The 26,327-nt window shown below is 72.7% G+C and carries 23 protein-coding genes and 1 riboswitch; of the genes, 12 read left to right on the plus strand and 11 right to left on the minus strand.

Features of this window, described 5'->3' with window-relative positions; all coding sequences use genetic code 11:
• Window positions 1–97: 97 nt before the first annotated feature.
• Window positions 98–1,720 carry a chaperonin GroEL gene (groL, locus tag ACFYPG_RS13775; RefSeq protein ID WP_355005842.1) on the plus strand — a complete coding sequence of 541 codons (1,623 nt, stop codon included), beginning with the start codon at window positions 98–100 and terminating at the stop codon, window positions 1,718–1,720.
• A 56-nt stretch (window positions 1,721–1,776) separates the two neighbouring features.
• On the opposite strand, the gene ACFYPG_RS13780 is transcribed toward groL, so the two are convergent.
• From ACFYPG_RS13780 to ACFYPG_RS13790, 3 genes are all read right to left on the minus strand, one after another.
• The gene (locus tag ACFYPG_RS13780; protein ID WP_355005841.1) at window positions 1,777–2,025 is read right to left on the minus strand and encodes a hypothetical protein; all 249 of its coding nucleotides are present in this window, start codon (window positions 2,023–2,025) and stop codon (window positions 1,777–1,779) included.
• Between the two features lie 78 nt (window positions 2,026–2,103).
• Window positions 2,104–3,042 (minus strand): GNAT family N-acetyltransferase, encoded by a 939-nt coding sequence (locus ACFYPG_RS13785; protein WP_387352126.1) that lies wholly within the window; start codon window positions 3,040–3,042, stop codon window positions 2,104–2,106.
• Between the two features lie 57 nt (window positions 3,043–3,099).
• Window positions 3,100–5,718, minus strand: coding sequence for a S8 family serine peptidase (locus ACFYPG_RS13790; protein WP_387352127.1), 2,619 nt, complete (start codon window positions 5,716–5,718; stop codon window positions 3,100–3,102).
• Between the two features lie 150 nt (window positions 5,719–5,868).
• On the opposite strand from ACFYPG_RS13790, the gene ACFYPG_RS13795 reads away from it, so the two are divergent.
• The gene (locus ACFYPG_RS13795) at window positions 5,869–7,734 is read left to right on the plus strand and encodes a glycerol-3-phosphate dehydrogenase/oxidase (protein WP_387352128.1); all 1,866 of its coding nucleotides are present in this window, start codon (window positions 5,869–5,871) and stop codon (window positions 7,732–7,734) included.
• Between the two features lie 88 nt (window positions 7,735–7,822).
• Window positions 7,823–8,359: a hypothetical protein gene (locus ACFYPG_RS13800; protein WP_355005837.1), complete on the plus strand. Its 537-nt coding sequence runs from the start codon at window positions 7,823–7,825 to the stop codon at window positions 8,357–8,359.
• A 10-nt stretch (window positions 8,360–8,369) separates the two neighbouring features.
• Here the strand turns inward: ACFYPG_RS13800 and ACFYPG_RS13805 are convergent, their stop codons facing one another.
• The gene (locus tag ACFYPG_RS13805) at window positions 8,370–9,770 is read right to left on the minus strand and encodes an FAD-binding oxidoreductase (protein ID WP_387352129.1); all 1,401 of its coding nucleotides are present in this window, start codon (window positions 9,768–9,770) and stop codon (window positions 8,370–8,372) included.
• A 67-nt stretch (window positions 9,771–9,837) separates the two neighbouring features.
• Between ACFYPG_RS13805 and ACFYPG_RS13810 the strand changes: the two genes are divergently transcribed.
• On the plus strand, window positions 9,838–10,122 hold the full coding sequence (locus ACFYPG_RS13810; RefSeq protein WP_355005835.1) for a DUF4031 domain-containing protein: 285 nt from the start codon (window positions 9,838–9,840) through the stop codon (window positions 10,120–10,122).
• On the opposite strand, the gene ACFYPG_RS13815 is transcribed toward ACFYPG_RS13810, so the two are convergent.
• On the minus strand, window positions 10,094–10,750 hold the full coding sequence (locus ACFYPG_RS13815; protein ID WP_387352130.1) for a metal-dependent phosphohydrolase: 657 nt from the start codon (window positions 10,748–10,750) through the stop codon (window positions 10,094–10,096). The genes ACFYPG_RS13810 and ACFYPG_RS13815 overlap by 29 nt on opposite strands.
• 106 nt (window positions 10,751–10,856) lie before the next feature.
• Here ACFYPG_RS13815 and ACFYPG_RS13820 point away from each other — a divergent pair, with 106 nt between their 5' ends.
• On the plus strand, window positions 10,857–12,092 hold the full coding sequence (locus ACFYPG_RS13820; protein ID WP_355005833.1) for an FUSC family protein: 1,236 nt from the start codon (window positions 10,857–10,859) through the stop codon (window positions 12,090–12,092).
• 24 nt (window positions 12,093–12,116) lie between these two features.
• On the opposite strand, the gene ACFYPG_RS13825 is transcribed toward ACFYPG_RS13820, so the two are convergent.
• Window positions 12,117–13,376, minus strand: a complete 1,260-nt coding sequence (locus ACFYPG_RS13825) for an aminotransferase class V-fold PLP-dependent enzyme (protein ID WP_387352132.1) — start codon at window positions 13,374–13,376, stop codon at window positions 12,117–12,119.
• 46 nt (window positions 13,377–13,422) lie between these two features.
• Window positions 13,423–13,543: riboswitch (SAM riboswitch) on the minus strand.
• A 23-nt stretch (window positions 13,544–13,566) separates the two neighbouring features.
• On the opposite strand from ACFYPG_RS13825, the gene ACFYPG_RS13830 reads away from it, so the two are divergent.
• Window positions 13,567–15,057 carry a PrsW family intramembrane metalloprotease gene (locus ACFYPG_RS13830; RefSeq protein ID WP_387352133.1) on the plus strand — a complete coding sequence of 497 codons (1,491 nt, stop codon included), beginning with the start codon at window positions 13,567–13,569 and terminating at the stop codon, window positions 15,055–15,057.
• A gap of 270 nt (window positions 15,058–15,327) precedes the next feature.
• Here the strand turns inward: ACFYPG_RS13830 and ACFYPG_RS13835 are convergent, their stop codons facing one another.
• Together ACFYPG_RS13835 and ACFYPG_RS13840 are read right to left on the minus strand one after the other, a co-directional pair.
• Window positions 15,328–15,495, minus strand: coding sequence for a hypothetical protein (locus tag ACFYPG_RS13835; RefSeq protein ID WP_167337262.1), 168 nt, complete (start codon window positions 15,493–15,495; stop codon window positions 15,328–15,330).
• 93 nt (window positions 15,496–15,588) lie between these two features.
• Window positions 15,589–15,927 carry a co-chaperone GroES gene (locus tag ACFYPG_RS13840; protein ID WP_091402887.1) on the minus strand — a complete coding sequence of 113 codons (339 nt, stop codon included), beginning with the start codon at window positions 15,925–15,927 and terminating at the stop codon, window positions 15,589–15,591.
• Between the two features lie 105 nt (window positions 15,928–16,032).
• On the opposite strand from ACFYPG_RS13840, the gene ACFYPG_RS13845 reads away from it, so the two are divergent.
• Window positions 16,033–17,397, plus strand: a complete 1,365-nt coding sequence (locus ACFYPG_RS13845; RefSeq protein ID WP_387352134.1) for an AI-2E family transporter — start codon at window positions 16,033–16,035, stop codon at window positions 17,395–17,397.
• 117 nt (window positions 17,398–17,514) lie between these two features.
• Here the strand turns inward: ACFYPG_RS13845 and ACFYPG_RS13850 are convergent, their stop codons facing one another.
• Complete coding sequence (locus tag ACFYPG_RS13850) at window positions 17,515–19,719, minus strand: ATP-dependent DNA helicase (protein ID WP_387352135.1); 2,205 nt, start codon at window positions 19,717–19,719, stop codon at window positions 17,515–17,517.
• A 104-nt stretch (window positions 19,720–19,823) separates the two neighbouring features.
• On the opposite strand from ACFYPG_RS13850, the gene ACFYPG_RS13855 reads away from it, so the two are divergent.
• A complete protein-coding gene (locus ACFYPG_RS13855) occupies window positions 19,824–20,330 on the plus strand; it encodes a DUF402 domain-containing protein (RefSeq protein WP_355005828.1) in 507 nt (168 codons plus the stop codon).
• A gap of 24 nt (window positions 20,331–20,354) precedes the next feature.
• Here ACFYPG_RS13855 and sigJ read toward each other — a convergent pair whose 3' ends face one another.
• Window positions 20,355–21,320 carry an RNA polymerase sigma factor SigJ gene (gene sigJ, locus ACFYPG_RS13860; protein ID WP_387352137.1) on the minus strand — a complete coding sequence of 322 codons (966 nt, stop codon included), beginning with the start codon at window positions 21,318–21,320 and terminating at the stop codon, window positions 20,355–20,357.
• Between the two features lie 189 nt (window positions 21,321–21,509).
• Between sigJ and ACFYPG_RS13865 the strand changes: the two genes are divergently transcribed.
• The 3 genes from ACFYPG_RS13865 (at window position 21,510) to ACFYPG_RS13875 (ending at window position 24,217) form a co-directional block, all read left to right on the plus strand.
• Window positions 21,510–22,451: a PPK2 family polyphosphate kinase gene (locus ACFYPG_RS13865; RefSeq protein ID WP_355005826.1), complete on the plus strand. Its 942-nt coding sequence runs from the start codon at window positions 21,510–21,512 to the stop codon at window positions 22,449–22,451.
• A 127-nt stretch (window positions 22,452–22,578) separates the two neighbouring features.
• Entirely contained in the window at window positions 22,579–23,205 is a 627-nt protein-coding gene (locus tag ACFYPG_RS13870; RefSeq protein ID WP_053655020.1) for a DUF47 domain-containing protein, read from the plus strand.
• A gap of 4 nt (window positions 23,206–23,209) precedes the next feature.
• Window positions 23,210–24,217, plus strand: coding sequence for an inorganic phosphate transporter (locus ACFYPG_RS13875; RefSeq protein WP_355005825.1), 1,008 nt, complete (start codon window positions 23,210–23,212; stop codon window positions 24,215–24,217).
• Window positions 24,218–24,272: 55 nt separating this feature from the next.
• Here the strand turns inward: ACFYPG_RS13875 and ACFYPG_RS13880 are convergent, their stop codons facing one another.
• Window positions 24,273–25,241: a Gfo/Idh/MocA family protein gene (locus ACFYPG_RS13880; RefSeq protein ID WP_387352140.1), complete on the minus strand. Its 969-nt coding sequence runs from the start codon at window positions 25,239–25,241 to the stop codon at window positions 24,273–24,275.
• A gap of 211 nt (window positions 25,242–25,452) precedes the next feature.
• Between ACFYPG_RS13880 and ACFYPG_RS13885 the strand changes: the two genes are divergently transcribed.
• Complete coding sequence (locus ACFYPG_RS13885; protein WP_387352141.1) at window positions 25,453–26,274, plus strand: NUDIX hydrolase; 822 nt, start codon at window positions 25,453–25,455, stop codon at window positions 26,272–26,274.
• The last annotated feature ends 53 nt before the right edge of the window (window positions 26,275–26,327 follow it).

Here is a 26,327-nt window from a genome sequence, read left to right on the forward strand (position 1 = left end):
GTCGTCGCCTGGTGGCGACGTCCCGAGTGTGTACACCAGGCGGCCCATCCGGGACACACACTCGGGTGGCCGTGAGTGTCCAGGAGGACAACACCGTATGGCAAAGATGATCGCGTTCGACGAAGAGGCGCGCCGCGGCCTCGAGCGTGGCATGAACCAGCTCGCTGACGCCGTAAAGGTGACCCTCGGCCCCAAGGGCCGCAACGTCGTGCTCGAGAAGAAGTGGGGTGCCCCCACCATCACCAACGATGGTGTGAGCATCGCCAAGGAGATCGAGCTCGAGGACCCGTACGAGAAGATCGGCGCTGAGCTGGTCAAGGAGGTCGCCAAGAAGACCGACGACGTTGCCGGTGACGGCACGACGACGGCGACCGTCCTGGCCCAGGCCCTGGTTCGCGAGGGCCTGCGTAACGTGGCCGCCGGCGCCAACCCGATGGCCCTGAAGCGGGGCATCGAGGCTGCCGTCGCGAGCGTCTCGGAGGAGCTGTCCAAGCTCGCCAAGGACGTCGAGACCAAGGAGCAGATCGCCTCCACCGCCTCCATCTCCGCTGGTGACAGCACCGTCGGCGAGATCATCGCCGAGGCGATGGACAAGGTCGGCAAGGAAGGCGTCATCACCGTCGAGGAGAGCAACACCTTCGGGCTGGAGCTGGAGCTCACCGAGGGCATGCGCTTCGACAAGGGCTACATCTCGGCCTACTTCATGACCGACCCGGAGCGTATGGAGGCCGTCTTCGACGACCCGTACATCCTGATCGCCAACAGCAAGATCTCGTCGGTGAAGGACCTGCTCCCGATCCTGGAGAAGGTCATGCAGTCGGGCAAGCCGCTGCTGATCATCGCCGAGGACCTGGAGGGCGAGGCCCTCGCCACCCTGGTTGTCAACAAGGTCCGTGGCACCTTCAAGTCGGTCGCCGTCAAGGCACCGGGCTTCGGTGACCGCCGCAAGGCCATGCTGACCGACATCGCCATCCTCGCCGGTGGCCAGGTCATCAGCGAGGAGGTCGGCCTCAAGCTCGACGCCGCGACCGTCGACATGCTGGGCCGCGCCCGCAAGGTCGTGGTGACCAAGGACGAGACCACCATCGTCGACGGTGCCGGTGACGCCGAGCAGATCCAGGGCCGGGTCAACCAGATCCGGGCCGAGATCGACAAGAGCGACTCCGACTACGACCGCGAGAAGCTGCAGGAGCGGCTGGCCAAGCTGGCCGGCGGCGTCGCGGTCATCAAGGTCGGCGCGGCCACCGAGGTCGAGCTCAAGGAGCGCAAGCACCGCATCGAGGACGCCGTTCGCAACGCGAAGGCGGCCGTCGAAGAGGGCATCGTCCCGGGTGGCGGCGTCGCGCTGGTGCAGGCCGGCAAGACCGCCTTCGACAAGCTCGACCTGGTCGGCGACGAGGCGACCGGTGCGAACATCGTCAAGGTCGCGCTGGACGCCCCGCTGCGGCAGATCGCCGTCAACGCCGGCCTTGAGGGCGGCGTCGTGGTGGAGAAGGTCCGTAACCTCGAAGCGGGTCACGGTCTGAACGCCGCCAACGGCGAGTACGTCGACCTGCTGGCCGCGGGCATCATCGACCCGGCCAAGGTGACGCGTTCGGCGCTGCAGAACGCCGCTTCCATCGCGGCGCTCTTCCTCACCACCGAGGCTGTTGTCGCGGACAAGCCGGAGAAGACCCCGGCTGCCCCGGCTGGCCCGGGTGGCGGGGACATGGACTTCTGAGTCCAGTTCCGACACCGAACGGGGCGGGCCGCTGACGCGGTCCGCCCCGTTCGTCGTCAGGTCGGCAGTGGGCGCTGGTTGCGCCGCTTGTGTGCCCGGCTGTACGGCGGGAGCAGCTGGATCGGTGCGTCCACCATCTCCTGCGACTCCTCGGCCACCGGCGGCTCGCCGTCGGTGGTCATCTCGGCCAGTTGCTCGGCGTCGCCGTAGTCGAGCCTGTCGAACGGCAGTTGGCCGGGGAGTTCACCCACCGGTTTCCAGGTGATCGGCGGGCCGTCCTCGGTCTGGTTGTCATCCGTGGTCATGGCTGCCTCCTCTACCGAAACGGTAGGGGGCGTCGTTGGCCGATGCGGGCGAATGGATCTATGTCCTGTTTGCCCCGGTTATCCCCCGGACAGGGTCCGCCGGTACAGGAAGAAGACCCGCTCGATCCGCGCACCCGCGCTGCCCGAGTAGAACGGCACCGGTCCTACCCAGCCGATCTGTGCCCGGTCCAGCCCCGCCGCCCGCTGGTCGCGCAGGCAGCGCCGCAACAGCACCCCACCGATGCCCGACCCCTCCGCGGCCGGTGCGGTGCCCATCGGCCCGAACCAGCTCGGCCGGGACGACCCGTACGCGGCGAAGCCGAGCACCTCGCCGTCCCGCTCCGCCAGGTGGCAACCGGCGTCGGCGCGCCCCACCGAACCGGCCAGCTCACCGTCCCACGTTCCGCCGAAGGTGGACCGGGCGAACGCGGCCAACGCTGGAAGGTCCGCCAGCTCCGCCCGGCGTACCGTGATGCCCTGGTCGGCCAGCCGCCGCTCCGTCGCCTCGGTGGACCGCAGTGCCGGCGACCCGTCGTACGACAGGTCCGCGGTCATGTTCCAGGCCGTCCGGTCCTGCTGGTAGCCCAGCGCGAGGGCGGCGCAGACCGCCGGCGTGTAGCGGACGTCGATCCCCGGCCACGCGTAGTACGGCGGGTTCCCGGCCAGCAGCACCTCGGTCGCCCCACGGTCGGCGAGCACCCGCTCGGCCCGCTGGAGCAGCGCCCGGCCGACGCCCCGACGCCGCTGGTCCGCGAGGACCGCGACCAGGTCGACGTGCCCGATCCCCGTCTCGACCGACGACACCGAGCAGATCAGCACCCCCACCAGGTCCGCACCTCGGTACGCGCCCAGCCCGACCACGGGCCGGTCGGCGGCAGCGGCCCGGGTCCAGAGCACGTCCACGATGGAAGCCGCCTCGGCGGAGTCCTCGGGCAGGTCGAGCGCCTGCTGGCAGAGCTGTACGACGCTGGTGACCAGGTCGGCGGTCAGCTCGGTGACGGTGATCTCGGCGTCCATGGTCGCCGACCCTAGATCACCGGATGTCGAGCCGCATCCTCGCCCGTGGGGCGACGATCACCCCTGGGCGGCGCGAACGGCGGCGTAGGCGTCGACCTCGCCGGCGCCGGTGACGTTCGCCGGAGCGCCGCAGGCGTCGGAGGGACTGTCGGAGCGATAGGTGGGCGTCACCTCAGTGGCGGTGTCCCGCAGGATCTGCCGGGTCCGGGTCACGTCGCCGACCAGCGCCGGGTTCGCCGACCACATCAGCGCGACCACCCCGGCCACCTGCGGCGTCGCCATCGACGTGCCGTCCAGCTCGGCGTACGTGCCGCCCGGCATGGCCGACACCACACCCACCCCCGGTGCCAGCACGTCCGGTTTACCCGAACCGCCCGGCACCGGCCCGCGCGACGAGAACTCGGCGACGCGCCGCTGGTCGTCCACCGCGCCCACTGTCAGCACATCCGGGTAAGGGGCGGGCGGATCGTCGATCGACGCGCACCACGGGCCGGTGTTACCAGCCGCGGCGACCACGAAGATCCCGGCGGCGTCGAGGGCGGCGGTGGCCGGCCGCAGAACGCGCTGGTCGCAACCCTCGATGGGCGGGCAGCCCCACGAGTTGGTCAGCACCTGCGGGGCGCGCTCCGGACGGCCGTCGGTGAACGGGTCGCCACCGGCCGGGAAGGGCGCCAACATGAACTGGAGACAGTCCAGGTAGTGCGCGGGGCTGCCGAGGTTGCGGTCCAGGTTCACGCAGCCCACCCACTGCGCGTCCGGGGCCACCCCGATGCCGTCCCGCCCGACCGCGCTGCCCACCGTGTGGGTGCCGTGCCCGCCCTGGTCGGTCGGGCTCCGGGTGTCGTCCCACGGGTCGAACCAGGAGTCGTCCCCACCACGGAACCCGGCTCGAAGCGCCGGATGGCCGCCGTCCACCCCCGAGTCGGAGCTGCCGACCACGATGCCCGCGCCGGTGACCCGAAGTTGGGACCACACCCGGTCGGCGCCGATCTGACGGATGTTCCACTCCGGGCCGGTCGGCTTGGGCAGGGTGCCCCGGCTCTGCCCGGCCGGGGCCGGCAACGGTCGCAGGCGCTGGCTGACCAGCACCCGCGCCACCTCCGGTCGGCGGGCGAGCCAGGCCCGCACCGCCGGGCCGCCGTCCACCTCGACCGCGTTGACCAGGTAGTACGACACCGGGTCGAGCCGCAGCCGGTTCAACCCCCGGAGCAGGTCGCCCTGGCTCTGCTCGGCGGTCGTCACCAGCCGCCGGTAGACCTCCGCCGCGCGGGCGTCCCGTCCGGCCCGGCCCGGCGCGGCGGCCGGGAGACCGCTCAGGTCGGCCTGCGTACGCAGCACCACGAACAGCCGCTCGCCGTAAAGGCCCGGCTGGCCGGGGCCGAGGTCGACCGCCCCGAACGCCACCAGCAGCACCACGGCCGCCAGCGCGGCCACCCGCCTGCTCGGGGTGCGGGCCGTCGGCCGGGCGAGCAGCACCGCGTACCCGATGGCGACCAGGACCGCGACGGCGAGCCCGACGCCGGCGGCGGCCGCCACCCAGAACGGGATGTCCCGGGTGCCGACCAGCAGCAGGCTGATCTCCTCCGGGTCGCTGAAGGCCAGCGGACCGAGCGCGACCAGGCCCACGAGCCAGCCGGTCGCCGCTCGGCCGGCGCGCACGGCCTCAGCCGGCTCGGCGGTGGGCCGCCGGGTCGCGGCCCGAGGCTCGGCCTCGGCCGGCTCGGCGGTGGGCCGCCAGGTCGCGGCCCAGAGCGCGGCCAGCGCGAAACCCACCGGCGGCAGGGTCAGCAGCGCGGGTAACTGCGCGCCGGACTGCCCGGTCCCGGCCGCGAGCAACAGCAACGCCACCCCGGCGACCAGACCGCCGACCAGCACCAGCCGAGCCGGCCGGGGTGGTCGCCCAACAGCGAACCGGGCCCAGAAGGGGGCGTCCAGCAGAGTCGCGGCGAGCACCCCGAGCGCGGCGGCCGCCGCCAGCGCGAGAGCGGTCTCCAGGAGGCCACCGAGCGCGCCCAGCCAGGCCCACGGCAGCAGCAGCGCCAGCCCGGCGGCCACCGCGAGCAGCGGCACCGGGCCGATACGGCGCGCGCGCCGTCCGACCGACTCGGCGCCTCGAGTGGCTTCGGGCGGGGTGGCGTCGCCGTCTCTGGCGGCCTCGGGCGGCGTGGTGTCGGCGCCTGCGGTGGCCTCGGGCCGCGTGGTGTCGCCGCTTCCGGTGGGTGCCGGGCTGCCGACCGAGCCAACCAGCCCGGGGTACGCCCACCGGCGCGCCGACCAGCGCACGGCGAGCGCGCTGAGGGACGCGGCGGCGGCCAGCGCGGCGAGGTACGCCTCATGGTGCACCGGCGGCACGGCCCGCAGCACTGTGAGCACGCCGAGCGCGATCGCCCCGATCAACCAGGCCCGCCCGGTGGCCCGGACCGCGCCCGACCGGGGCAGGACTGCCAGCAGGAGGGCGGGCGTGCCGGCCAGCACGACGGTGGCCAGGCCGAGCACCGGCCAGAGCCAGCCGAGCCGGTCCCGTCCGAAGCCCAGCAGCACCTGATCGGTGAGCCAGCCACCGGTCTGGGTGCCCACTGTGACCGCAACCGTCCAGCAGCCGACCAGGACGGCCGCGACCACCGGCCACGGGGAACTGCGATCGCTGGGGCCCTGGTACGCAGGTTGACCTTGCATCCGAGAACCTTACGACTAGGAGGAAGGGTTTCGACCCGACCGTCGGGTTCCGAGGCGTCGAGGAACCGTGCAGATGGGTCGGCCGGGATCGGGTGGCGGAACGTGTCGTGCGCTCCGGAGCAGGTAGGCGCGGTGCGGGGCGGGCGGCGAATGTCGACACGGTGGCTCGACGGTTACGGTGGACAGGTGCGCGACCCCAATGTCTCCCGATCCGTCGCCGGTCAGCTCTCACCGGTCCGCCGTGCGTCCGACCTGCGTCGACTGCGTGCCGAGCGCTTCGACGTGCTGGTCATCGGGGGCGGGGTGACCGGAGCCGGTGCCGCCCTGGACGCTGCGTCCCGTGGCCTGAAGGTGGCGCTGGTCGAGGCACGTGACCTTGCCGCCGGGACCTCCAGCCGGTCCAGCAAACTCATCCACGGTGGCCTGCGGTATCTGGAGCAGTTGGAGTTCCACCTGGTCCACGAGGCGCTCACCGAGCGCGGCCTGCTGGCCACCCGGCTCGCGCCGCACCTGGTACGCCCGGTGCCGATCATGGTGCCGCTGCCGCCCGGGCGGGGCCTGCGGGACCTGCCGGCCCGGGTCTTCCGGCGCTCGTACTACGGCGCCGGGGTGGCCGCGTACGACGCCTTCGCCGGGATTTTCGGCGGTGGTCGGGGAATGCCCCTGCACCGTCACCTGACCCGGGAAGGCGCCCGGCGGATCTTCCCGAGTCTGCGGGCCGACGCGCTGGCCGGGGCGATCCGCTACTACGACGGGCAGGTCGACGACGCCCGGCTGGTTGTCACACTGGCCCGCACCGCGGCCAGCCTCGGCGCCACAGTGGTGAGCAGTGCCCGCGCCGTCGGGCTGATCCGGCAGGCCCGCGAGGTGACCGGCGTCCGCGTCCGGGACCTGGAGGCGCCACCGGGATCGCCGGACGCGGAGTTCGAGGTGCAGGCCCGCACCGTCATCGCCGCCACCGGCGTGTGGAGCGACGACATGTCCCGGATGCTGAACGACGTCGGCCTGCGACCCGGCATCCGGGTACGCGCCTCCAAGGGGGTGCACCTGGTGGTGCCCCGCTCGGCGATCACCGGCGAGACGGGGCTCATCCTGCGTACGGCGAGTTCGGTGCTCTTCGTCATCCCCTGGGGCGGGCACTGGATCATCGGCACCACTGACACCGACTGGCGGCTGGACCGTTCCCACCCGGCCGCCTCGGCCCGCGACATCGACTACCTCCTCCAGCAGGTCAACACCGTGCTGGAACGGCCGCTGACCACCGCCGACATCGAGGGCGTGTACGCCGGGCTGCGTCCGCTGCTGGCCGGCGAGGCCGACTCGACCTCGAAGCTCTCCCGGGAGCACGCGGTCTTCGAGCCGATGCTCGGGCTGCTGCTGGTCGCCGGCGGCAAGTACACGACGTACCGGGTGATGGCGTCCGACGTGGTCGACCGGGCCGCGCGCCGACTCGGTGGCGCTCGCTCGTCGCGCACCGCCGACCTGCCTCTGCTCGGCGCCGACGGCTACCCGGCCATGTGGCGGGACCGGGCCGACCTGGCCCGCCGGCACGGCGTGCCGGTGGGCGTGGTGGAGCACCTGCTGGAGCGGTACGGCACCCTCACCCTGGACCTTCTGGCGCTGGTCGACGCCGATCCTCTGCTGGCGTCCCCGCTGGCTGGTGCTCCGGAGTATCTGGCGGCCGAGGTCGCGTACGCGGCGCGGGCCGAGGGCGCGTTGCACCTGGAGGACGTGCTGACCCGGCGGACCCGCATCTCGTTCGAGACCAGCCACCGGGGGCTGGAGTCGGCGGAGCACACCGCCGAGTTGATGGGGGCGGTGCTCGGTTGGGACGCGGCCACCCGGGCGCGGGAGGTCGAGCACTACCGGGTTCGGGTGGAGGCGGAGCGGCAGTCCCAGTTGATGCCGGACGACGCGACGGCGGACGCGGCCCGCCTCGGCGCTCCGGACGTCAGGGGTTACGCGGCCGACCGGGGCGACGACAACCAGGCGGAGCTGCGCTCGTCCGCTCGATGACGAATTGCGACGTTACCGATGGGTAACCATCGATACCGGCCCGGATGGTGGTTTCGGACGCTACCTACGGTGGGGTAGGTTTCCGCGCGTGCTAGCCCGCGCGCGCCCTCATCTGCTCCTACCCTTGCTCGCCGTCGCGCTCGCCGGTGCCCTGACCGGGTGCTCCCTCTTCGACGGAGACAAGCCGAGCACCCCGGTGGCGCAACCGACCCCTGGCACGGCGGGCGGCGGCTCGCAGCTGGAGATCCCCACCACCGTCGCCGCCGGTCAGGTCAGCCTGCTCCAGCGGCTCGGGGAGGACGGGCCGATGCGCACCCTGAGCGTCGAGCGGAACGGCGCGTGGCAGTGCGTCGACTGCGCCGGCGACGGCGTGACCTCCCGGGGCACCCTCGCACCGGAGCTGACCGAACGGCTCCAGGTGCTGCTCGCCAACCCGAAGCTGGCCGACGAGACCGATCAGGCCCGGCGGTACCGGACAACCTGCATCGACGCGCTGACGTCCAGCCTCATCACCTCGACCGGGCTGATCACCTCGCAGGACTGCCCGGGCGAGGAGCTCACGCCGGTCGCCGGGGAGATCCTGCTGCTGCTCACCCAGGCGACCCCGGCCGAGGTCAAGGGCTGACCGCAGCCGGTCAGAGCACCTTGCCCGGGTTGAGCAGGCCGGCCGGGTCGAGCGCCGACTTGATCGCCTGATGCACCCGGACACCGACCGGCCCGATCTCCCGGGCCAGCCAGTCCCGCTTGAGCAGCCCCACCCCGTGCTCGCCGGTGCACGTGCCGCCCAGGTCCAGGCCGAGCCGCATGATCTCGTCGAAGGCCCGCCGACCCCGCTCCACGCTCGCCGGGTCGGCCCGGTCGACAACGATGTTCGGGTGCATGTTGCCGTCCCCGGCGTGCCCCACCACGCCGATCGGCACCTCACACTCGGCCGCGATCCGGGCGACCCCGTCCAGGAGCGCGGCGAGCGCGCCGCGCGGCACCGCCACGTCGTCGATCACCAGACCGCCGATGCCGCCCGGGTAGGCGTCCGCCGCGAACTTCTCCATGGCCGGGTGGGCCAGCCGGCGAGCCTGGAGCAGCGCCGCCGCCTCCACCGCGTCGGTGGCCGCGTAGACCTCGTCGGCGCCGACGGCCTCGCACACCTCCGCCAGCACGGCCAGGTCGTCCGCCGCCCGGGAGCCGGTGTCGGCGGCGGCCAGCAACAGGGCCTGCGCGTCGGTCCGCAACCCCATCGGTCGGTACGCCTCGATCGCCCGCAGGTGGGTCTGGTCCAGTAACTCCAGCAGGCTGGGGGTGAGCCCGCGAGCCGCGATCTCGGCCACCGCCGCTCCGGCCGTGGCGGTGGATCCGAAGACCGCCACCAGGGTCAGTGAGTCAGCCGGGGCGGGGCGCAGCGCCACTGTCACCTCGGTGATCACGCCGAGGGTGCCCTCCGAACCGACGAACAGTCGGGTCAGGTCGTAGCCGGCCACCCCCTTGGCCGTACGCCGGCCGGTGCGCAGCACCTCACCGGAGGCGAGCACCACCTCCAGGCCGAGCACGTACTCGGTGGTCACTCCGTACTTCACACAGCACATGCCGCCGGCGTTGGTGGCCACGTTGCCGCCGATCGTCGACGACTGCCAGGAGCCGGGGTCCGGCGGGTACCAGAGGCCCTGTTTCGCCACCGCCCCGGCCAGGGCCGCGTTGACCACCCCCGGTTGGACCACGGCGATCCGGCTCACCGGGTCGATCTCCCGGATCTCGGTCATCGCGACGGTGCTGAGCACCACAGCGCCGTCCACCGCGTTCGCCGCGCCGGCCAGCCCGGTCCGCGCGCCCTGCGGCACCACCGGTACGCCGTGCCGCGCCGCCGCCTGGATCACGGCGACCACCTGCTCGGTGTCGCGCGGGCGGGTCACCACCAGCGGGACGCCGGCGGCGCACAGGTCGGCCTCGTCCCGCTGGTGCATGAGCAGCAGGTCCGGGTCGGTGAGCACGGCGTCGTCACCGAGCGCGGCGCGCAGGTCGTCGAGGAGCGCGGTGGGGGCCATGCAGCCGAGGTTAGGGCGGTACCGGGCGATCATCAACATGATCGACTGAGCGGGTTAACTTGGCACCATGCTCTACCTGGACCGGCCGGCCTGGCCGTGGCGCGGTCGGCTCTGGTCGCACCTGATCAGTGACGTCTCGTACGCCGAGCTGCACGTCTTCGCCGAGGCGCTCGGCGCGCCCCGACGCGGCTTCGACCGGGACCACTACGACATCCCGGCGGACCGGTTCGCGGCGGCGGTGTGGCTCGGTGCCCAGGTGGTGCCGAGCCGGGAGCTGGTCCGGTTACTCCGCGCCGCCGACCTGCGTCGGCCGAAGCACCTGGTCAACCCGCGTTCTCCGGTGCCCCGGTGAGGGTGGCCAGCTCGCGGCGCACATTGTCCCGGGCGGGCTCTTCCCACCGGCTCGCCAGCGGTGGCGACCGGAACAGCGCCGGCAGCGACAGCAGGCCGGTCAGCACGGCGGCCCGCCCAGCCCGGAAGGCCGGCTCCGGCACGTGGGCGTACTCCCGGCGGATCGCCGCCGCGTAACGCTCGTAGCTGGCCGGCGGCGCGGCCAGCACGGCCAGGTCCGCGTCGCAGAGCAGAACGCCGTCCCGGTCGCCCGGTGCCACAGCGTGCCCGGCGGTGAGCAGCACCAGCCGGCACACCTCGGCCACCGTGGGCCCCGGCACCCCGAGCCCGGTGAGCACGCTCTCGGCCAGAGCGGCGCTGTCCCGTTCGTTGGCGTCGCCGCTGGCACGGGGGTCGTAGACCGCGTCGTGGAACCAGGCCGCCAACCGGACCGCATCGGCCCGGGCAGCCAGGTCGGCGTGCTGGTCCACCACATCGAGCACCGCCGTCAGGTGGGCCACCGTGTGGTAGTGCCGATGCGGCTCCCGCCAGCGGGCGATCAACTGCTCGCCAGCCCTGGTGGTATCCAGCTCGGGCCCCGCGCCGGCACCCCGGGCCGCCGCCCGCCACCGGTCCAACAGATCAACCACCGCCCGAGTCTGCCGCATCCGCCCGCAACGCGCGGGAAGGGAGGGTTCAGCGGGGCCACCACGGGTAGTCGCGCCCATGGCCGTGGCCCGGGACAAGCGACAGCCGATGGTGCGACGCACCGCGCTGCGCGACGGTTTGGTGGACATCGACGGCGCACGGATCGCCGAGGCCACCGAACAACTGCGCCACCGCAGCCGGGCCACCCTGCACGATCGGCTGCACCGGGTACGGATGGCCGGCGGACTCGCGGTGCAGGCCGGGCTCGCCGCCGGGCTCGCGTACCTGATCTCGCACAAGGTGCTCGGCAACCCGCAACCGGTCTTCGCGCCGATCTCCGCGGTCGGCACCCTGGCCGCGTCGGTCGGTCAGCGGTTCCGCCGGACGGTGGAGCTGATCGTCGGGGTGGGGGTCGGGGTGGCCGTCGGCGACCTCCTGATCTACCTGCTCGGCACCGGGGCGTGGCAGCTCGGCCTGGTGGTCACCGTGGCGATCCTGCTCACCATCTTCGCCGGAGCGAGCGTGGCCATCGTCATCCAGGCGGCGGCCACGGCGGTGCTGATCGTGACGCTGAGCCCGTCGACCCAGAACCTGGAGATCCCCCGCTTCGTCGACGCGTTCCTCGGCGGTGGGATCGCGCTGCTGGTCACGGCGGTGCTGCTGCCACTGAACCCACTCCGGGTGATCAACCGGGCGGCTCGCCCCGCCCTGGACCTGCTCGCCGCCCAGCTCGACGCCACCGCCGACGGGCTGCGCAACCGGGACCGCGCCACCATCCAGGCCGCACTGGAGAGGCTGCGCAACAACAAGGAGGAGTTGGCCACGCTGGGCGAGGCGATCGAGGGGGCGAAGGAGACCGCCACCCTCTCCCCGGCCCGCTGGCACCGCCGCGACGAACTGACCCACTACGCCGAGGCGGCCGACCCGATCGACCGGGCGATGCGCAACAGCGGCACCCTGATCCGCCGGTCCGTCACGCTGGTCGAGGACGAGGAACCGGTACCCGATCCGATGCCGGACGCGATCGGTCACCTCGCCGAGTCGGTCCGGCTGCTCAAGCACGAGTTCGCCGCCGGTGAGGAGCCGGAGGAGGCCCGGGAGCGGTCGCTGCGGGCGGTCAGCGAGTCCAGCCGGGCGTACGGCGCCGGGGTGGGGTTCTCCGGCAGCGTGGTGATCGCCCAGATCCGGACGACAGCGAGCGACCTGCTTGTCGCCTCCGGCATCGAGCAGGAGGAGGCGAACCGGTGGATCCGCACCGCCTTCGGGGAGCAGGAGCGCCCGGTCGGTGAGCCCGCCGAGCCCGGCGAGACGCCGAAGCCACCCACCGCCCCGCCGGTCGGCTGAGCGGGAACGACCGCCGGGCGAGCCTCAGGCCAGCTCGGCCAGGGCCGCGAGCAGCCGGTCCACCTCGTCGGCCGTGCTGCCCAGCCCGATGCTGGCCCGCAGCGCGGTGGACGGCAGGTCCCGCCGGCCGGTACGCCCCGCCGCCTCGCCGAGCAGACGCCGGGCCAGGGGGTGGGCACAGAACAACCCGTCCCGTACGCCGATGTGGTGCTCGGCGGCCAGCCGGGTGGCCACCTCGGTGGAATCCCAGCCGGCCACCACGAACGAGACGATGCCGACCCGGGGCGCGTCCGGGCCGAAGGTGCGCAGCTCGACGACGTGCGGCAGGGCGGCGATGCCGGTCCGTAGCCGGGCCAGCAGGGCCTGCTCGTGGGCGGCCAGCGCGCCCTGGTCCGCCTCGTCGAGCGCCCTGCACACCGCCGCCAGCGCGACCGCTCCGAGCAGGTTCGGGGTGCCGCCCTCGTGTCGGGCCGGGCCGGTTGCCCAGGTCACGTCGTGGGTGGCCGGCCCGACGTGGCTGGTGGCGCCACCGCCGGCCAGGTAGGGCGGGGCGGCGTCCAGCCAGTCGGCGCGACCGATCAGCACGCCCGCGCCGAACGGCGCGTACAGCTTGTGGCCGGACACGGCCAGGTAGTCGACGTCGAGCGCGAGCAGGTCGACCGGGGCGTGCGGGGCGAGCTGCGCGGCGTCGAGCACGATCCGGGCACCGTGCCGGTGCGCCACCCGCGCCAGTTCGGCGACCGGCCATCGCTCACCCGTCACGTTGCTCGCACCGGTCACCGCTACCAGCACCGGCAACGCCGGGCTGCTGCCCCGGCGCAGCTCGGTGAGGGCGGCGGCGAGATCGCGTACCGCCCCGTCGGGGTCGCTGGGCACCGGCAGCCGCACCGACCCGCGCGGCCAGGGCAGCAGGTTGGCGTGGTGTTCGCCGGCGAACGTGACAACGGTGGTGCCGGCCGGCACGGCCCGTGCCAGCAGGTTGAGCGCGTCGGTGGTGTTGCGGGTGAAGATCACATGATCGTCGGCGCGAGCGCCGAAGAAGTCCCCGATCGTCTGCCGGGCCTGCTCGTAGGCGAGGGTGCAGCGCCGCGACAGCGCTCCCGCTCCGCGATGCACGCTGGCGTACCAGGGCAGCAGCTCTGCCACCGCGTCGGCTGCGGCCCGTGCGCACGGCGCAGTGGCCGCGTAGTCCAGGTTGATCTCGCCGGGCACGCCGAGGACGTCGAGCGACGCGGACGGCACGGTGGGCAGGCTGGGCAGCGAGGGTACGAGAGTGACGGACACGCCGGAACCTCCGGGGTCAGGGACCCCGGGTGCGACATCGGGACGGGGTCCGCGCTTGCCCAGCACACCGATCGGGCTGGGCCCGGTCATCACCCGGGGCACCCCACCGCGAACTCGACGAGGGTTGCCGGCCAGCAAGCCGGGGCTTGACGCTGGCGCTCGTGACCTGCCGGCAGCATAGCGGCTACCGATGCGACCGAACCAGCCGGCGGCGGATGGCTACGCTGACCGCATGGCCGACACCCCGCCCGGTTCACCGCTGCCGCCTGCGCCCGCCGCCCCGCCCGCGCCCGCCGGCCCTCCCATGGGTGCGACGCCGCGAATGCCGCTGCGCCGACTGGGCTGGCGGCGGTTCCTGGTGCTGGCCGGGGTGGTGCTGTTGATCGCGGCATGCGCGGTCTTCATGGTCTTCACGCTCGGCCAGTCGCTCGGTGCGCAGGCCCTGCTGATCGGGGTGGTCGCCGCCATTCTGCCGGTGCCGGTGCTGGTCGGCTGCTTCCTCTGGCTGGACCGGTACGAACCGGAGCCGTTGAAGTATCTGATCTTCTGCTTCGCCTGGGGGGCGTTCGTCTCCACCGCCGCCTCGCTCACCGTCAACGACTTCGCGGCCAACCGCTTCGCCGACTGGGGCCTGCCGTCGGCGCTCACCGGGGTACTGGTGGCGCCGTTCATCGAAGAGCTGACCAAGGCGCTGGGCCCGATCCTGCTGCTGGTGTTCCGCCGCCGCGAGTGGTCGGGGATCACCGACGGCCTGGTCTACTGCGGGCTCGCCGCGGTCGGCTTCGCGATGGTGGAGAACATCCTCTACCTGGGCGGGTTGGGCTACGCGTCCGGCGCCGACCGGTACGGCCCGGCCACCGGCATCCAGCAGGTCATCGCGATCTTCATCCTGCGGATCCTGCTGTTCGGGTTCGCCCATCCCCTCTTCACCTCGATGACCGGTGTGGGGTTGGGCATCGCCTCCCGGACGGCGGACCGGCGCATCCGGGTGCTCGCCCCGGTCGCCGGCCTGCTGCTGGCGATGATGCTGCACGGCACGTGGAACCTGCTGCCCACGCTGACCCAGGCCACCGGCGAGGCCATGATCATGCTGTACGGCTTCCTGGGCCTCATGGTGCCGGTCTTCTTCGGCACCGTGGGGCTGGCGCTGTGGCTGCGCGCCTGGGAGGGGCGACTCACCGAGCGGGTCCTGCCCGACTACGTACGCGCCGGCTGGCTCAGCCCGCCCGAGGTGGCCGCGCTGAGCAGTCTCGGCCGGCGGCACGCAGCCCGCAGTTGGGCGCGGCGGGTGGCCGGCGACGCCGGGGTGCGGGCGATGCGGGGTTACCAGTCCGCCGCCACCCGACTGGCCCTGCTGCGCGACGGAGCGCTGCGCGGCCTGGACCGCAAACCCGCCGACCAGGAGCGGACCGCCCGCGAGGAGCGGGAACTGCTGGACGCGATCACCGGATACCGGTCGTTCTTCGTGGGTCGGGACCCGCAGGCCCCGGCGGGGGTCTGGGACGGCAGCCGCTACCACCTGCGCTTCCCGGACGGCACCGAGCGCGCAGTGGACGCGCCGGACGAGCCGGTGGTGCCGATCCCGGTGGTGCTGGCTCCCGCCCCGGCCCCGATGGGTTACGCCCCGCCCGGTCGGCCCGGCCTGCGCCCGGCCTCTCCCTGGCCGCCAACGCACCCCTGACACCACCGGCTACCGCCCAACCGAAGCAGCGCGGCAAGGCAAGGCGGGGCTTGCTCGCCCCGCCCCCGCCCCCGCCCCCGCCCTCGCACGCGCCGATCTTGCAGTTTCGGTCGTCGAAAAGCGTGGAATGCCCTCTACGCCAGGACAGTAAGTGCGAGATCGCGGCCGACTCCGGTCGATCATGGAGTTGTGGTGCCTGGCTTGGCACTACTTGTGGACTTTGTCCGGCACCACAACTCCATGATCCGCGTGGCGTGGCGTGGCTGGGCGTCAGGTCATCAGCGAGGTTAGGAAATCACCGAGGCCCTGGAACATTGCGATCAGCGCTGCTCCGATCGCCCGGAACATCTGCGCGGCGCCGTCCGGCCGAAAGGCCATGAAGTAGATCAGGAACGCGACACTGCCCCAGGTCAAGAGCTTCTTCACGAATACCGGCATCGTCCCTCCCCAGGGCCACGGTCGCCGGATGGCTTCCCGTCGTGCGGCTGGGCAAACGGTGCGCGACGGGGCCTGATGGCCGAGGGAGGTGCGTCAGAGGTAGAGGCCGGTCGAGTCGTTTTCGATCCGCTCGGCGGCCACGGCGTGCACGTCCCGCTCCCGCAGCAGCACGTAACCGCGGCCGTGCAGCTCGACCTCGGAGCGCTCGTCCGGGTCGAAGAGCACCCGGTCGCCGGAGACGATGGCGCGCACGTTCGGCCCCACCCCGACCGCGGTGGCCCAGGCGAGGCGCTTGCCGACCGCTGCGGTGGCCGGAATGACGATGCCAGCGGTGGAGCGGCGTTCGCCCTCGCTGCCCTCCATCCGCACCAGCACGCGGTCGTGCAGCAGGCGGATCGGCAGGCCGGCGTCGAGATCGTTGTCGGCGGTCACGTCGCAGACGCTACCGTGTGGCCGAAGGTGGCCGGCCGGTGGTTACGCCGGAGGTGGTCGGGGCATTGTGTGGCGGAACCGCCCTACGGTGTCGGGAACGGACGTATGCTGTCCGACCTGTCGCCGTCGGCGGGCCGGGTTTTCTGCCAGGAGGTGCGCTTGAGCCGCTTCGAGCGGGTACGCGGGCGGCTTCGCCGCGCCTACCAGTCACGACAGGAGTCGGCGCCTGCCGACGAGGGCGCCGCGAGTGACGCGTTGACCGACGCGTCGGAGGCGGCGCGGGTGGCGTCGCCGGCCGTGCCGGGGCCGACCGCGCCGCCGAGCGCCACCGTCTACGGCGCGGAACCTCCGGCGGACCTGCACAGCTCCACCTCAAGCCGGGACGACGCCGACGTTCCGCACGGGCTGCGGATCGCCGCCGCGTGGTGTTGGCGACTGATCGTGATCGGCGTGGTGGCCTGGGCGCTGCTGCGGATCGTCGGCACGATCAAGATCGTGATCATTCCGCTGGCCATCGCGCTGCTGCTCTCCGCGCTGCTCGCGCCGGCGGTGGGCTGGCTGCTGCGAGTCCGGTTCCCCCGGTCTCTGGCGACCGCGGTGGTGCTGGTCGGCGGCCTGGCCGCGGTGATCGGCACGCTGACGCTGGTGGTCAACGAGTTCATTCGCGGCGTACCGGAACTGAGCGAGAAGTCGTCGGAGGGTGTCCGGCAGATCCAGAACTGGCTGAAGACGGGCCCACTGCACCTCTCCGACACCCAACTCGACCGCTACATCGACGAGGCGCAGGCCTGGATCAACGACAACACCTCGAAATTCACCAGTGGCGCGCTGAGCACCGCCGCGACGCTGGCCGAGGTGCTGACCGGCACGCTGCTGGTGCTCTTCGCGACGTTCTTCTTCCTGCGCGACGGCAACCGGATCTGGCGCTTCCTGGTCCGGCTGCTGCCGGTGGCCGCCCGGTGGAAGGTCGACGACGCGGGCCGCGCCTCCTGGCACACGCTCGGCGCCTACGTCCGCGCGACAGTGCTTGTCGCCTTCATCGACGCGGTCGGCATCGGCATCTTCCTGGTCGTCTTCGACATCCCGTTCGCCTTCCCGCTGGCCGCGCTGGTCTTCCTCGGCGCGTTCATCCCGATCGTCGGTGCGGCGCTCTCCGGTGGCGTGGCGGTGCTGGTGGCACTCGTCGACAGCGGCCCGGTCACCGCGTTGATCATCCTGGGCGCGGTGATCGGCGTGCAGCAGATCGAGGGGCACGTGCTCCAGCCGCTGATCATGGGCCGGGCGGTCGCCCTGCACCCGCTCGCGGTGATCATCGGTATCGCCGCCGGCGTCGTACTCGCGGGCATCACCGGCGCGCTGGTCTCCGTGCCGCTCATCGCGGTGCTGAACACCGCGGTCCGCCGGCTTGCCGCCCGCAGGGTGCCGGACACCCCGCCCGACGCCGTGGTCGTCGCCTCCCAGGCCCCCTAGGGCCGCGATCACGCAGGATCACGGAAAGAGTGGCCTCCCGCCAGCGGGAGACCACTCTTTCCTTGTTGTAGCGCGATCGTGGGCCGGCCAGAGCGGCCCGGCGCGGCGTGGCGAGGGTCAGGACTTGGCGAGGCGTTCCAGGGCGCCTCGGGCCACCTCTGGGCGGGTCGTGTACCAGAACGGGGGCAGCGAGCGGCGCAGGAACGGCCCGTAGCCCCGCGCCGTCTCCAGTCGGGAGTCGAGCACCGCGACCACGCCCTTGTCGCCGGTCGCCCGGATCAGCCGGCCCACGCCCTGCGCCAGCCTCACCGCCGCGATCGGCACGCTCACCGCCGCGAAGCCGGAGCCGCCGCCCGCGTCCACCGCCGCCGCGCGGGCCGCCGCCAGTGGTTCGTCCGGGCGGGGGAAGGGCAGCCGGTCGATGACGACGAGCTGACAGGCGTCGCCCGGCACGTCCACCCCCTGCCAGAGCGACATCACCCCGAACAGGCAGCTGGCGCGCTCCTCGCGGAAGCGACGCACCAGCAGCGGCAGCGCCTCCTCACCCTGGAGCAGGACCGGCAGGTCGGTCCGCGCACGCAACAGCTCCGCCGCCTGCTGCGCGGCCCGCCGGGAGGAGAAGAGCCCGAGAGTACGACCACCGAGCGCCTCGACCAGCCCGAGCAGTTCCTCCCCGGCAGCCTCGGGCAACCCGGAGACGCTGGGGCGGGGGAGGTGCGCAGCGACGTACAGGATGCCCTGCCGGGCGTAGTCGAACGGCGAACCGACGTCGAGTGACCGCCACCCGGGGCCCTCGGTGGCAGGGACGACGGCGTTCGGGGTGACCTCGCCGGCGAGGCGACGGCCGGGCGCTTCGGCAGCCGGCCGGCCGGGGCCGGTGCGGGCGGCCTGTGCGGCCGCGGCGGGGGTCGGCGGGGCGGGCGGTGGCGCGTCCAGTCCGAGGGCGCGGGCGACCGTGTCGAACCGGCCGCCCAGCGCCAGGGTCGCCGAGGTGGCCACGACGGTGCGTTCGTCGTACAGGTGGGTGGCGAGGGTGCCGGCCACCGACAGCGGCGCGACCACCAGCGCCCGGCGGTTGCCGCTGTCGTTCTTCTCCACCCAGGCCACGTCGTGGTCGCCCTCCTCCAGTAGCCGCTGCGCGGTGGTGGAGAGCTCGTCCAGGGCGGCCTTGGCCTGCTGCTTACGGACCGGGTCGGGGTCGTCGGCCTTGATGTCGCCGATCGCGTCCAGGGCGGAGCGGGTCGCCGCGTCGAGCAGCGTGCACGCCTCCCGCAGTGGCGTCGGCAGCCCCGCGGTGATCCGCCCGGCCGGCGCCTCGGCCAGCCCGACCGCCAGGGCGTCCCCGGCGGCGGTGAGCGCCTCGGCGGTCTCCGGGCGCAGCAGCGTACGGGCCCGCCGGGTGGTCCGGTCGATCAGCTCGGGCACCAGCTCCGCCTGGGCGGCGGAGGAGACCCGGTCGGCCAGCTCGTGCGCCTCGTCGACGATGAGCAGCTTGTGCGGCGGCACGATGTGCCGGTCGGCGAGCATGTCGACAGCGAGCAGGCTGTGGTTGGTCACCACGATGTCGGCCTCCCGGGCGCGGGCCCGCGACGCCTCGGCGAAGCACTCCTGCCCGAACGGGCAACGGGCCGCGCCGACGCACTCGCGGGCCGGCATCGACACCAGCCGCCAGGCCTGGTCCTCGACGCCCGGGTCCAGCTCGTCCCGGTCGCCGGTGGCGGTCTTCTCGGCCCAGTCGCGCAGCCGCTCGACCTGCTTGCCCAGCCGGCCCGCCTCACCGAGCCACTTCGTCCCGCCGCCGGGGCGCGCCGCGGGGGCGTCGAAGAGGGTGTCCTCCGGCTCCTCCTCGGTGGAGTTGTCCAGTCGGGCGAGGCAGAGGTAGTGATGGCGGCCCTTGAGCACGGCGAAGGTGGGCCGACGGCCGAGCACCGGCTCGACCGCGTCGGCGAGCCGGGGCAGGTCGTGGTCGACCAGCTGCGACTGCAACGCCAGGGTGGCAGTGGAGACCACCACCGGACCGTCCACAGTGAGCGCCGGCGCGAGGTACGCCAGCGACTTGCCGGTGCCGGTGCCGGCCTGCACGAGCAGATGCTCGCCGCCGGCCACGCACTCCTCGATCGCCGTGGTCATCTGCAGTTGGCCGGGGCGCTCCGCGCCGCCGGGCACCGCGCCGACCGCCGCCGCCAGCAGTTCGGTGCCACTGGGTCGGGCACCCCGCCGCCGGCCCTTGGCGCGGGCCGACGGGGTGGCGGAACCGGTGGCGGTGCGGGGCGGAGTCACCGTGCGACGGTACCCGGCGCCGCCGACACCGACCGCGCCCATCCGCCGCGTGGCGCGATGCCGACCGGGGCGGGGTGTCGCGGTCGACCCCGTCCGGTTACGGCCACGCTACGACGCGTTGGGCTGTATCGGTTAGGGTGCGAATCATGCCGAGCGACATGGTCCGAGTGATCTACCGCAAGTACGACGGCAGCGCCCACCGCGACTACCCGGCCCGTCGGCTCACCGAGGACGATCTCGGCGTCTGGCTCGGCGTGCCCGAGGGCACCGAGTCGGTCTACCACGGCCGGCCCTCGGTGGAGAAGATCCCGTTCGTGCTGTTGGTGCCACACCGCGCCTGGTGGACCGGCATGTTCAACCCCCCGCCCCGCACCAGCGAGGTCTACTGCGACATCACCACCCCGGCCCGCTGGGAGTCCGACGACACGGTCCACCTGATCGACCTGGACCTGGACGTCGTCAGGCGTCGGGCCACCGGCCTGGTGGAGCTGCTCGACGAGGACGAGTTCGCCGAGCACCGGGCCCGGTTCGGCTACCCGGACGACGTGGTGGCCGAGGCCGAGGCTGCGGCACAGCGGCTGCTGAGGGCGCTCGGCGACGGCACCGAGCCGTTCGCCACCGCGTACCGCAAGTGGTTGGCCCTGGTGGTCTGAGGCCGCACGGCCGGTCTGGCCGGCTCACCAGCGTGGCGGCCAGCCGTCGTCGGCGCCCAGTGGCGGCAGGTCGGTCAGTTTCTCCGGGTTGAGCTGGTTGTAGATGGCGCTGATCCGGCCCTGGTCGACAGCGAACGCGGTGACCAGGCGGATCGGTCGCCCGTCGCTGTGCGTGGTCTCCAGCTGGAGGCCGAGAATGCCGTCGACGAGCACGGGTCGAGCCAGCACCCGGCCGGTGTACCGGCCGGTCCGGCCGAACAGGCCGAGCGTGAGGCGAGCCACGGGGTCCGCGCCGAGCACCGGCCAGCGGGCGGCCGGGAAGTGCCCGCCCGAGTCGCCGACGAAGACCACGTCCGGCGCGAGCACCTGAAGCAGCTGATCCAACTCGCCGGACTCGGTGGCGGCGACGAACGCCTTGAGCACCCGACGCTGCTCGGCCGGGTCGGCGGTGTGCCGGGGGACGTCCGGCGAGGTGACCGCCCGCCGGGCCCGGGAGGCGAGCTGCCGGGCCGCCACCTCGGTGGTGCCGAGCACCCCCGCGACCCGGGCGAACGGCAGTGCGAACACGTCGTGCAGGACGAGGGCGACCCGTTGCTCCGGCGCGAGCCGCTCCAGCACCACCAGCAGCGCCGTGCCGACCTCGTCGGTGCGAACCGCCCGCTCCGCCGGGTCGGGCGCGTAGCCGTCGGCCGGGGGCCGGCCGCCCAATGGGCTCACCACCGGCTCCGGCAGCCACTGCCCCGGGTACGCCTCCCGGCGGACCCGGGCCGAGCGGAGCACGTCCAGGCAGATCCGAGCGCAGGTGGTGGTCAGCCAGGCGGACAGGTCCCTGATCTCGGCGCGGGCCGCCGGGTCGGCCAGCGCCCCGGCGTAGCGCAGCCAGGTCTCCTGTACGGCGTCCTCCGCCTCGCTGCGGCTGCCCAGCATCCGGTGGGCCACCGCGAGCAACCGGCCCCGCTCGGCCTCGAACTCCGTCGCCAGCTCCCGCACGACCCACCACCCCTTCCGGTCGGCGTCCCGGACTACATCCTCCCGCCGAGCGGGCTCGCCGGCTGCCCCGAGACGGCCCGGCAAACCGGTGCTCGCCGTCGGCGCAGGTCGGTCGGTGTCGATCGGCGGGCCAGGTTCGGAGGTGGGCCTCGGCGGGCGGAACGGCGGTGGGTGGGCGATGATCCGTGCATGAGCGCACCCCAGCAAGGGCAGGTCGTGGCACCCGAGGGCGGTTCCGTGCGGGACCTGCTGCGGGTCACCGCGCCGGTGGATCTCGGCGCGATCGACCCGCGGTCAATGCCCGGCCTACCGGAGCCCGCAGGCCGCGGCGAGCACCGTAAGACCTGGGCGCGGGAGCAGGTGGAACTGGTCGGCGAGGAGCTGGGCCGGCAGCAGGAGATGCTCTTCGCGATGGCCAAGACCGGGTCGGAGCGGCCGGCGCAGCGGGTGCTGCTGGTGCTCCAGGCCATGGACTGCGGCGGCAAGGACGGCACGATCAAGCGGGTGGCCGGCGCGATGAACCCGCTGGGCCTGCACATCCGCTCGTTCGGGCCGCCGACCCGCCAGGAGTTGCGGCACGACTTCCTCTGGCGGATCCGTCGGGAGCTGCCACCGCAGGGCTACGTGGGGATGTTCAACCGTTCGCACTACGAGGACGTGTTGATCGCCCGGGTCGGATCGCTGGTGCCGGAGACGACCTGGCGAGCCCGCTATGACGAGATCAACTCGTTCGAGCAGGAGCTGACCGAGGGCGGCGTCACCCTGATCAAGGTGATGCTGCACATCTCGTACGCCGAGCAGGGCAAGCGCTTGATGGATCGGCTCACCGACCCGCGTAAGCACTGGAAGTACAACCCCTCCGACATCGACTCGCGGGGGCACTGGGACGACTATCAGGCTGCGTACGCCGAGGCCCTGAGCCGGTGCGGCACGGACGCCGCACCCTGGTTCGTGGTGCCGGCGGACCGCAAGTGGTACCGGGACTGGGCGGTGGCCCACCTGCTGCGTGAGACGTTCGACACGCTCGAACTGGGGTATCCGGCTGCCGATTTCGACGTGGCGCGGGAGCGGAAGCGCCTCCTGGCTGGGGGAGCGGGTGCTGGTGGGGCGGCCGAGATGAACGGCAGGTGAACGAACGGTGAATGACGCCTGGCCAGGGGTGGGCCGGCGAATTCCCGGTTCCGCCGTTTCCTAGCATTCACCGAGCGGGCGCTCTCGGGCACCGCCACCCTTCCACCGACGCGACGAGGTCTGTGCTGTGAAGTTTTCCTTCCGCCCCACCGAGGGCGCCTTCTACGAGCTCTTCACCAGGGCCGCGCAGAACCTGGTCCGGGGCACCGCGCTGCTCAACGAACTGGCCCTGCCCGGCGTGGACGTGCAGTCCGTCAGCGAGCGGCTCACCGAGGTCGAGCACGACAGCGACCAGATCACCCACGACCTGTACAAGAAGATCAACTCGACCTTCATCACCCCGTTCGACCGGGAGGACATCTACCGGCTCGGCTCGTTGCTGGACGACGTGATGGACCACCTGGAAGCGGTGGGCGACCTGCTCTACCTGTACGGGTTGACCGAGCTTCCGGCGCTGCCCCGCGAGCTGCACGAGATGGTCAACGTGCTCGACCAGCAGGCCAAGCTGACCGCCGACGCGATGCCCCGGCTGAAGTCGATGAAGGACCTCGAGGACTACTGGATCGAGTGCAACCGGCTGGAGAACGAGGGCGACCGGATCAACCGGCAGCTGCTCGTCCGCCTCTTCTCGGGTGAGTACGACGCGTTGACGGTGCTGAAGATGAAGGAGGTCGCCGACGAGCTGGAGGCTGCCTGCGACGCCTTCGAGCACGTGGCCAACACCGTCGAGACCATCGCCGTCAAGGAGTCCTGAGCCGGTGTCCCCTGAACTCATCGCCGTGCTGGCGGTGATCGCGGTGGCCCTGGCGTTCGACTACACCAACGGCTTCCACGACGCCGCCAACGCGATCGCCACAAGCGTCTCCACCCGGGCGCTGACACCGCGGATCGCCCTCGGGCTCGCCGCGGTCGGCAACTTCATCGGCGCCCACTTCGGCGCCGGCGTCGCCAAGACCGTCGGTGACGGTCTGGTCACCCTCCCCACCGGGGTGAGCAGCCTCGGCGTGGTCTTCGCCGGGGTGCTCGGAGCGATCGCCTGGAACCTGATCACCTGGTACTTCGGTCTGCCCTCGTCGTCCTCGCACGCGCTCTTCGGCGGCCTGGTCGGCGCCACCCTGCTCTCCACCGGCGGCATCGTGCAGTGGGGCAACATCGGCGTGAAGGTGCTGCTGCCGATGGTGCTGTCGCCGATCGTCGGCCTCACCCTCGGTTACCTGCTGATGCTGGCCATCCTGTGGCTGTTCCGAAAGGGACAGCCGGGCAAGCTCAACCGGGGCTTCCGTTTGGCGCAGACCGCCTCGGCGGCCGCCATGTCGGTCGGCCACGGCATGCAGGACGCCGCCAAGACCATGGGCATCGTGGTGCTGGCGCTCTACACCGGCGGTTTCCAGGAGAGCAAGACGCACATCCCGGGCTGGGTGTTCTGGACCTCGGCGACGATGCTCGCCCTCGGCACCTACGCCGGCGGCTGGCGGATCATCCGTACCCTCGGTCGCAAGATCATCGACCTGGGTCCGCCCGAGGGCTTCGCCGCCGAGACCGTCGCCAGCGCGGTGCTCTACTTCAACGCCCTGGTCCTGAAGGCCCCGATCTCCACCACCCACACCATCACCTCGGCGATCATGGGTGTGGGCGCGACCAAGCGACTCTCCGCGGTTCGCTGGAACGTGGCCGGCAACATCGTGCTCGCCTGGATCATCACATTCCCGGCCGCCGCGCTGATCGCGTGCGTCACGTACCTGCTGGTCCGCCCGCTCTTCGGCTGAGTCTCCGGAAAGGCCCCCGGTCACGGTTCAGCCGTGGCCGGGGGCCTTCCGCCGTTCAGACGTAGCGCACGCCGATCTGCTCGCGGACCGTGTCCAGCAGGGTCATCACCTCGAGGGTCGTGGCGTGCGGCACCGCCGGGCTCTCGGTCAGTCCGGCGGCCAGGCAGCGCTGCACCTCGATCGCCTCGTACTGGTAGCCGTTGCCTGCCCCGTCGGCGACGATCGTCTCCGGATCCGCGCCGGCCCGGTGCAGGGTCACCGAACCCGGCCGGAAGAACGGCTCGGGCAGGTCGATCCGCCCCGTGGTGCCGGTGATCGAGGCGGTCTGCCCGCTCAGCCCGACCATGCCGCAGCTCAGGGTCGCCAGGGCTCCGGTGTCGTAGCCGAACAGCATGCCGGTGTTCTCGTCCGTCCCCTCGGGGCCGAGCTGCGCCCAGGACCTGATGTGCTGCGGCACCCCGAGCAGCAGGTGGGCCAGGCTGATCGGGTAGATCCCCAGGTCGAGCAGGGCGCCCCCGCCCAGCGCCGCGTTGCGCATCCGGTGCTCCGGCGGGAACGGCCCGGCCACCCCGAAGTCGGCCCGGACGCCGGTAACCGAGCCGATCGCCCCGTCCGCGATCAGCTCGACGACCCGCAGGATCATCGGATTCAACCGCATCCACATGGCCTCCATCAGGAAGACACCGGCGGCGCGGGCGGTCTCCACCAACTCGGTGCTGGTGGCCAGGTCGAGGGTGAACGGCTTCTCCAACAGCACAGCCCGACCGGCGGTGAGGCAGGTCATCGCCGCCTCGTAGTGCGCGGAGTGCGGGGTCGCCACGTAGATCGCGTCCACCTCCGGGTCGGCGGCCAGCTCCACCCAGGAGCCGTAGGCGCGCTTCGCGCCGTACGTGTCCGCGAAGCGCTGTGCGCTCTCCGCGGCGCGGGAACCGACCGCGACCAACTCGGCGTCCGGCACCAGCCGGAGGTCTTCGGCGAAACGGCTGGCGATGTGGCCGGTGGCCAGGATGCCCCAACGAGTCATGCCGGAACGCTAGCCCAGCCAGGTGAACCGCCCGCTGCCCGGCCTGCGACGCGACCACATCCCGGCCCGGCGCTTCCGGGCCTGACGCCGTGATGAGCGTGATGATTCTGAGACATATTGATGTCTCAGGGTCATCACGCTCGAATCGCCGACCGCGCCGACCGCCCAGCGCGCGGCTGGCGTTCCCAAGGCGGGAACTAGGCTCGCGGGCATGACGATCGACAGTGACGGCTTCCCCGCCCCGGCCGCCCTGGTCGAGCACGCCCGCCGGTTCCAGGCCGAGGGCGGCACCCCGGCGACGCCGCGGGTCGCGGCCACCGTGTTGCTGCTGCGTCCGACCGACGCCGACTTCGAGGTGTACGTCATCCGCCGGGTCGCGGCGATGACCTTCGGCGGGATGTACGCCTTCCCCGGAGGCGGGGTGGACCGCTCCGACTCGGAGGCGCACCTGGACTGGGCCGGCCCGACGCCGGGCGAGTGGGCGGACCGTCTCGGAGTGGCCCCGGAGGCCGCGCAGGCGGTGGTCTGCGCGGCAGCGCGGGAGGTCTTCGAAGAGGCCGGTGTGCTGCTCGCGGGCCCGGACCGGGAGACCGTGGTGGGCGACGTCAGCGGCGACGACTGGGAGGCGGCCCGACAGGACCTGGAGGGACGCCGGCTGGGCTTCGCGGCGCTGCTCGCTGACCGTCAGCTCACGCTTCGGTCGGACCTGCTGCTGCCCTGGAGTCGGTGGATCACTCCCGAGTTCGAGCCGCGCCGCTTCGACACGTACTTCTTCGTCGCCCTGTTGCCGGCGGGCCAGCGGACCCGCGACGTCTCCGGCGAGGCCGACCACACCCTGTGGATCCGCCCGGCGGACGCGCTGGCCCGCGCGCTGACGATGCTGCCACCGACCCTGGTCACGCTGGCCCAGGTGGCGGCTGCTGGTGACCTGGCCGGGGTGGCGCGGGCGGCGGCCGATCGGGACGCCGTCACTCCGGTCATCCCACGCCTTGACCTGCCCCCGGACGGTGAACCCCGCTTCGTCCTGGGCTGAGCCCACACACCGTGCCGCAGTCTCGGCCCGGCCCCGTTCGTTGTCTGCGCGCC

Source organism: Micromonospora sp. NPDC005553 (genome assembly GCF_042871765.1).
Classification (GTDB): domain Bacteria; phylum Actinomycetota; class Actinomycetes; order Mycobacteriales; family Micromonosporaceae; genus Micromonospora.

Excerpts from the sequence above, each read along its gene's own strand:
- groL (WP_355005842.1), top strand. The coding sequence starts at position 98 with ATGGCAAAGATGATCGCGTTCGACGAAGAGGCGCGCCGCGGCCTCGAG.
- ACFYPG_RS13780 (WP_355005841.1), bottom strand. The coding sequence starts at position 2,025 with ATGACCACGGATGACAACCAGACCGAGGACGGCCCGCCGATCACCTGG.
- ACFYPG_RS13785 (WP_387352126.1), bottom strand. The coding sequence starts at position 3,042 with ATGGACGCCGAGATCACCGTCACCGAGCTGACCGCCGACCTGGTCACC.
- ACFYPG_RS13790 (WP_387352127.1), bottom strand. The coding sequence starts at position 5,718 with ATGCAAGGTCAACCTGCGTACCAGGGCCCCAGCGATCGCAGTTCCCCG.
- ACFYPG_RS13795 (WP_387352128.1), top strand. The coding sequence starts at position 5,869 with ATGTCGACACGGTGGCTCGACGGTTACGGTGGACAGGTGCGCGACCCC.
- ACFYPG_RS13805 (WP_387352129.1), bottom strand. The coding sequence starts at position 9,770 with ATGGCCCCCACCGCGCTCCTCGACGACCTGCGCGCCGCGCTCGGTGAC.
- ACFYPG_RS13810 (WP_355005835.1), top strand. The coding sequence starts at position 9,838 with ATGCTCTACCTGGACCGGCCGGCCTGGCCGTGGCGCGGTCGGCTCTGG.
- ACFYPG_RS13820 (WP_355005833.1), top strand. The coding sequence starts at position 10,857 with ATGGTGCGACGCACCGCGCTGCGCGACGGTTTGGTGGACATCGACGGC.
- ACFYPG_RS13830 (WP_387352133.1), top strand. The coding sequence starts at position 13,567 with ATGCGACCGAACCAGCCGGCGGCGGATGGCTACGCTGACCGCATGGCC.
- ACFYPG_RS13835 (WP_167337262.1), bottom strand. The coding sequence starts at position 15,495 with ATGCCGGTATTCGTGAAGAAGCTCTTGACCTGGGGCAGTGTCGCGTTC.
- ACFYPG_RS13845 (WP_387352134.1), top strand. The coding sequence starts at position 16,033 with ATGCTGTCCGACCTGTCGCCGTCGGCGGGCCGGGTTTTCTGCCAGGAG.
- ACFYPG_RS13850 (WP_387352135.1), bottom strand. The coding sequence starts at position 19,719 with ATGGGCGCGGTCGGTGTCGGCGGCGCCGGGTACCGTCGCACGGTGACT.
- ACFYPG_RS13855 (WP_355005828.1), top strand. The coding sequence starts at position 19,824 with ATGCCGAGCGACATGGTCCGAGTGATCTACCGCAAGTACGACGGCAGC.
- ACFYPG_RS13865 (WP_355005826.1), top strand. The coding sequence starts at position 21,510 with ATGAGCGCACCCCAGCAAGGGCAGGTCGTGGCACCCGAGGGCGGTTCC.
- ACFYPG_RS13880 (WP_387352140.1), bottom strand. The coding sequence starts at position 25,241 with ATGACTCGTTGGGGCATCCTGGCCACCGGCCACATCGCCAGCCGTTTC.
- ACFYPG_RS13885 (WP_387352141.1), top strand. The coding sequence starts at position 25,453 with ATGACGATCGACAGTGACGGCTTCCCCGCCCCGGCCGCCCTGGTCGAG.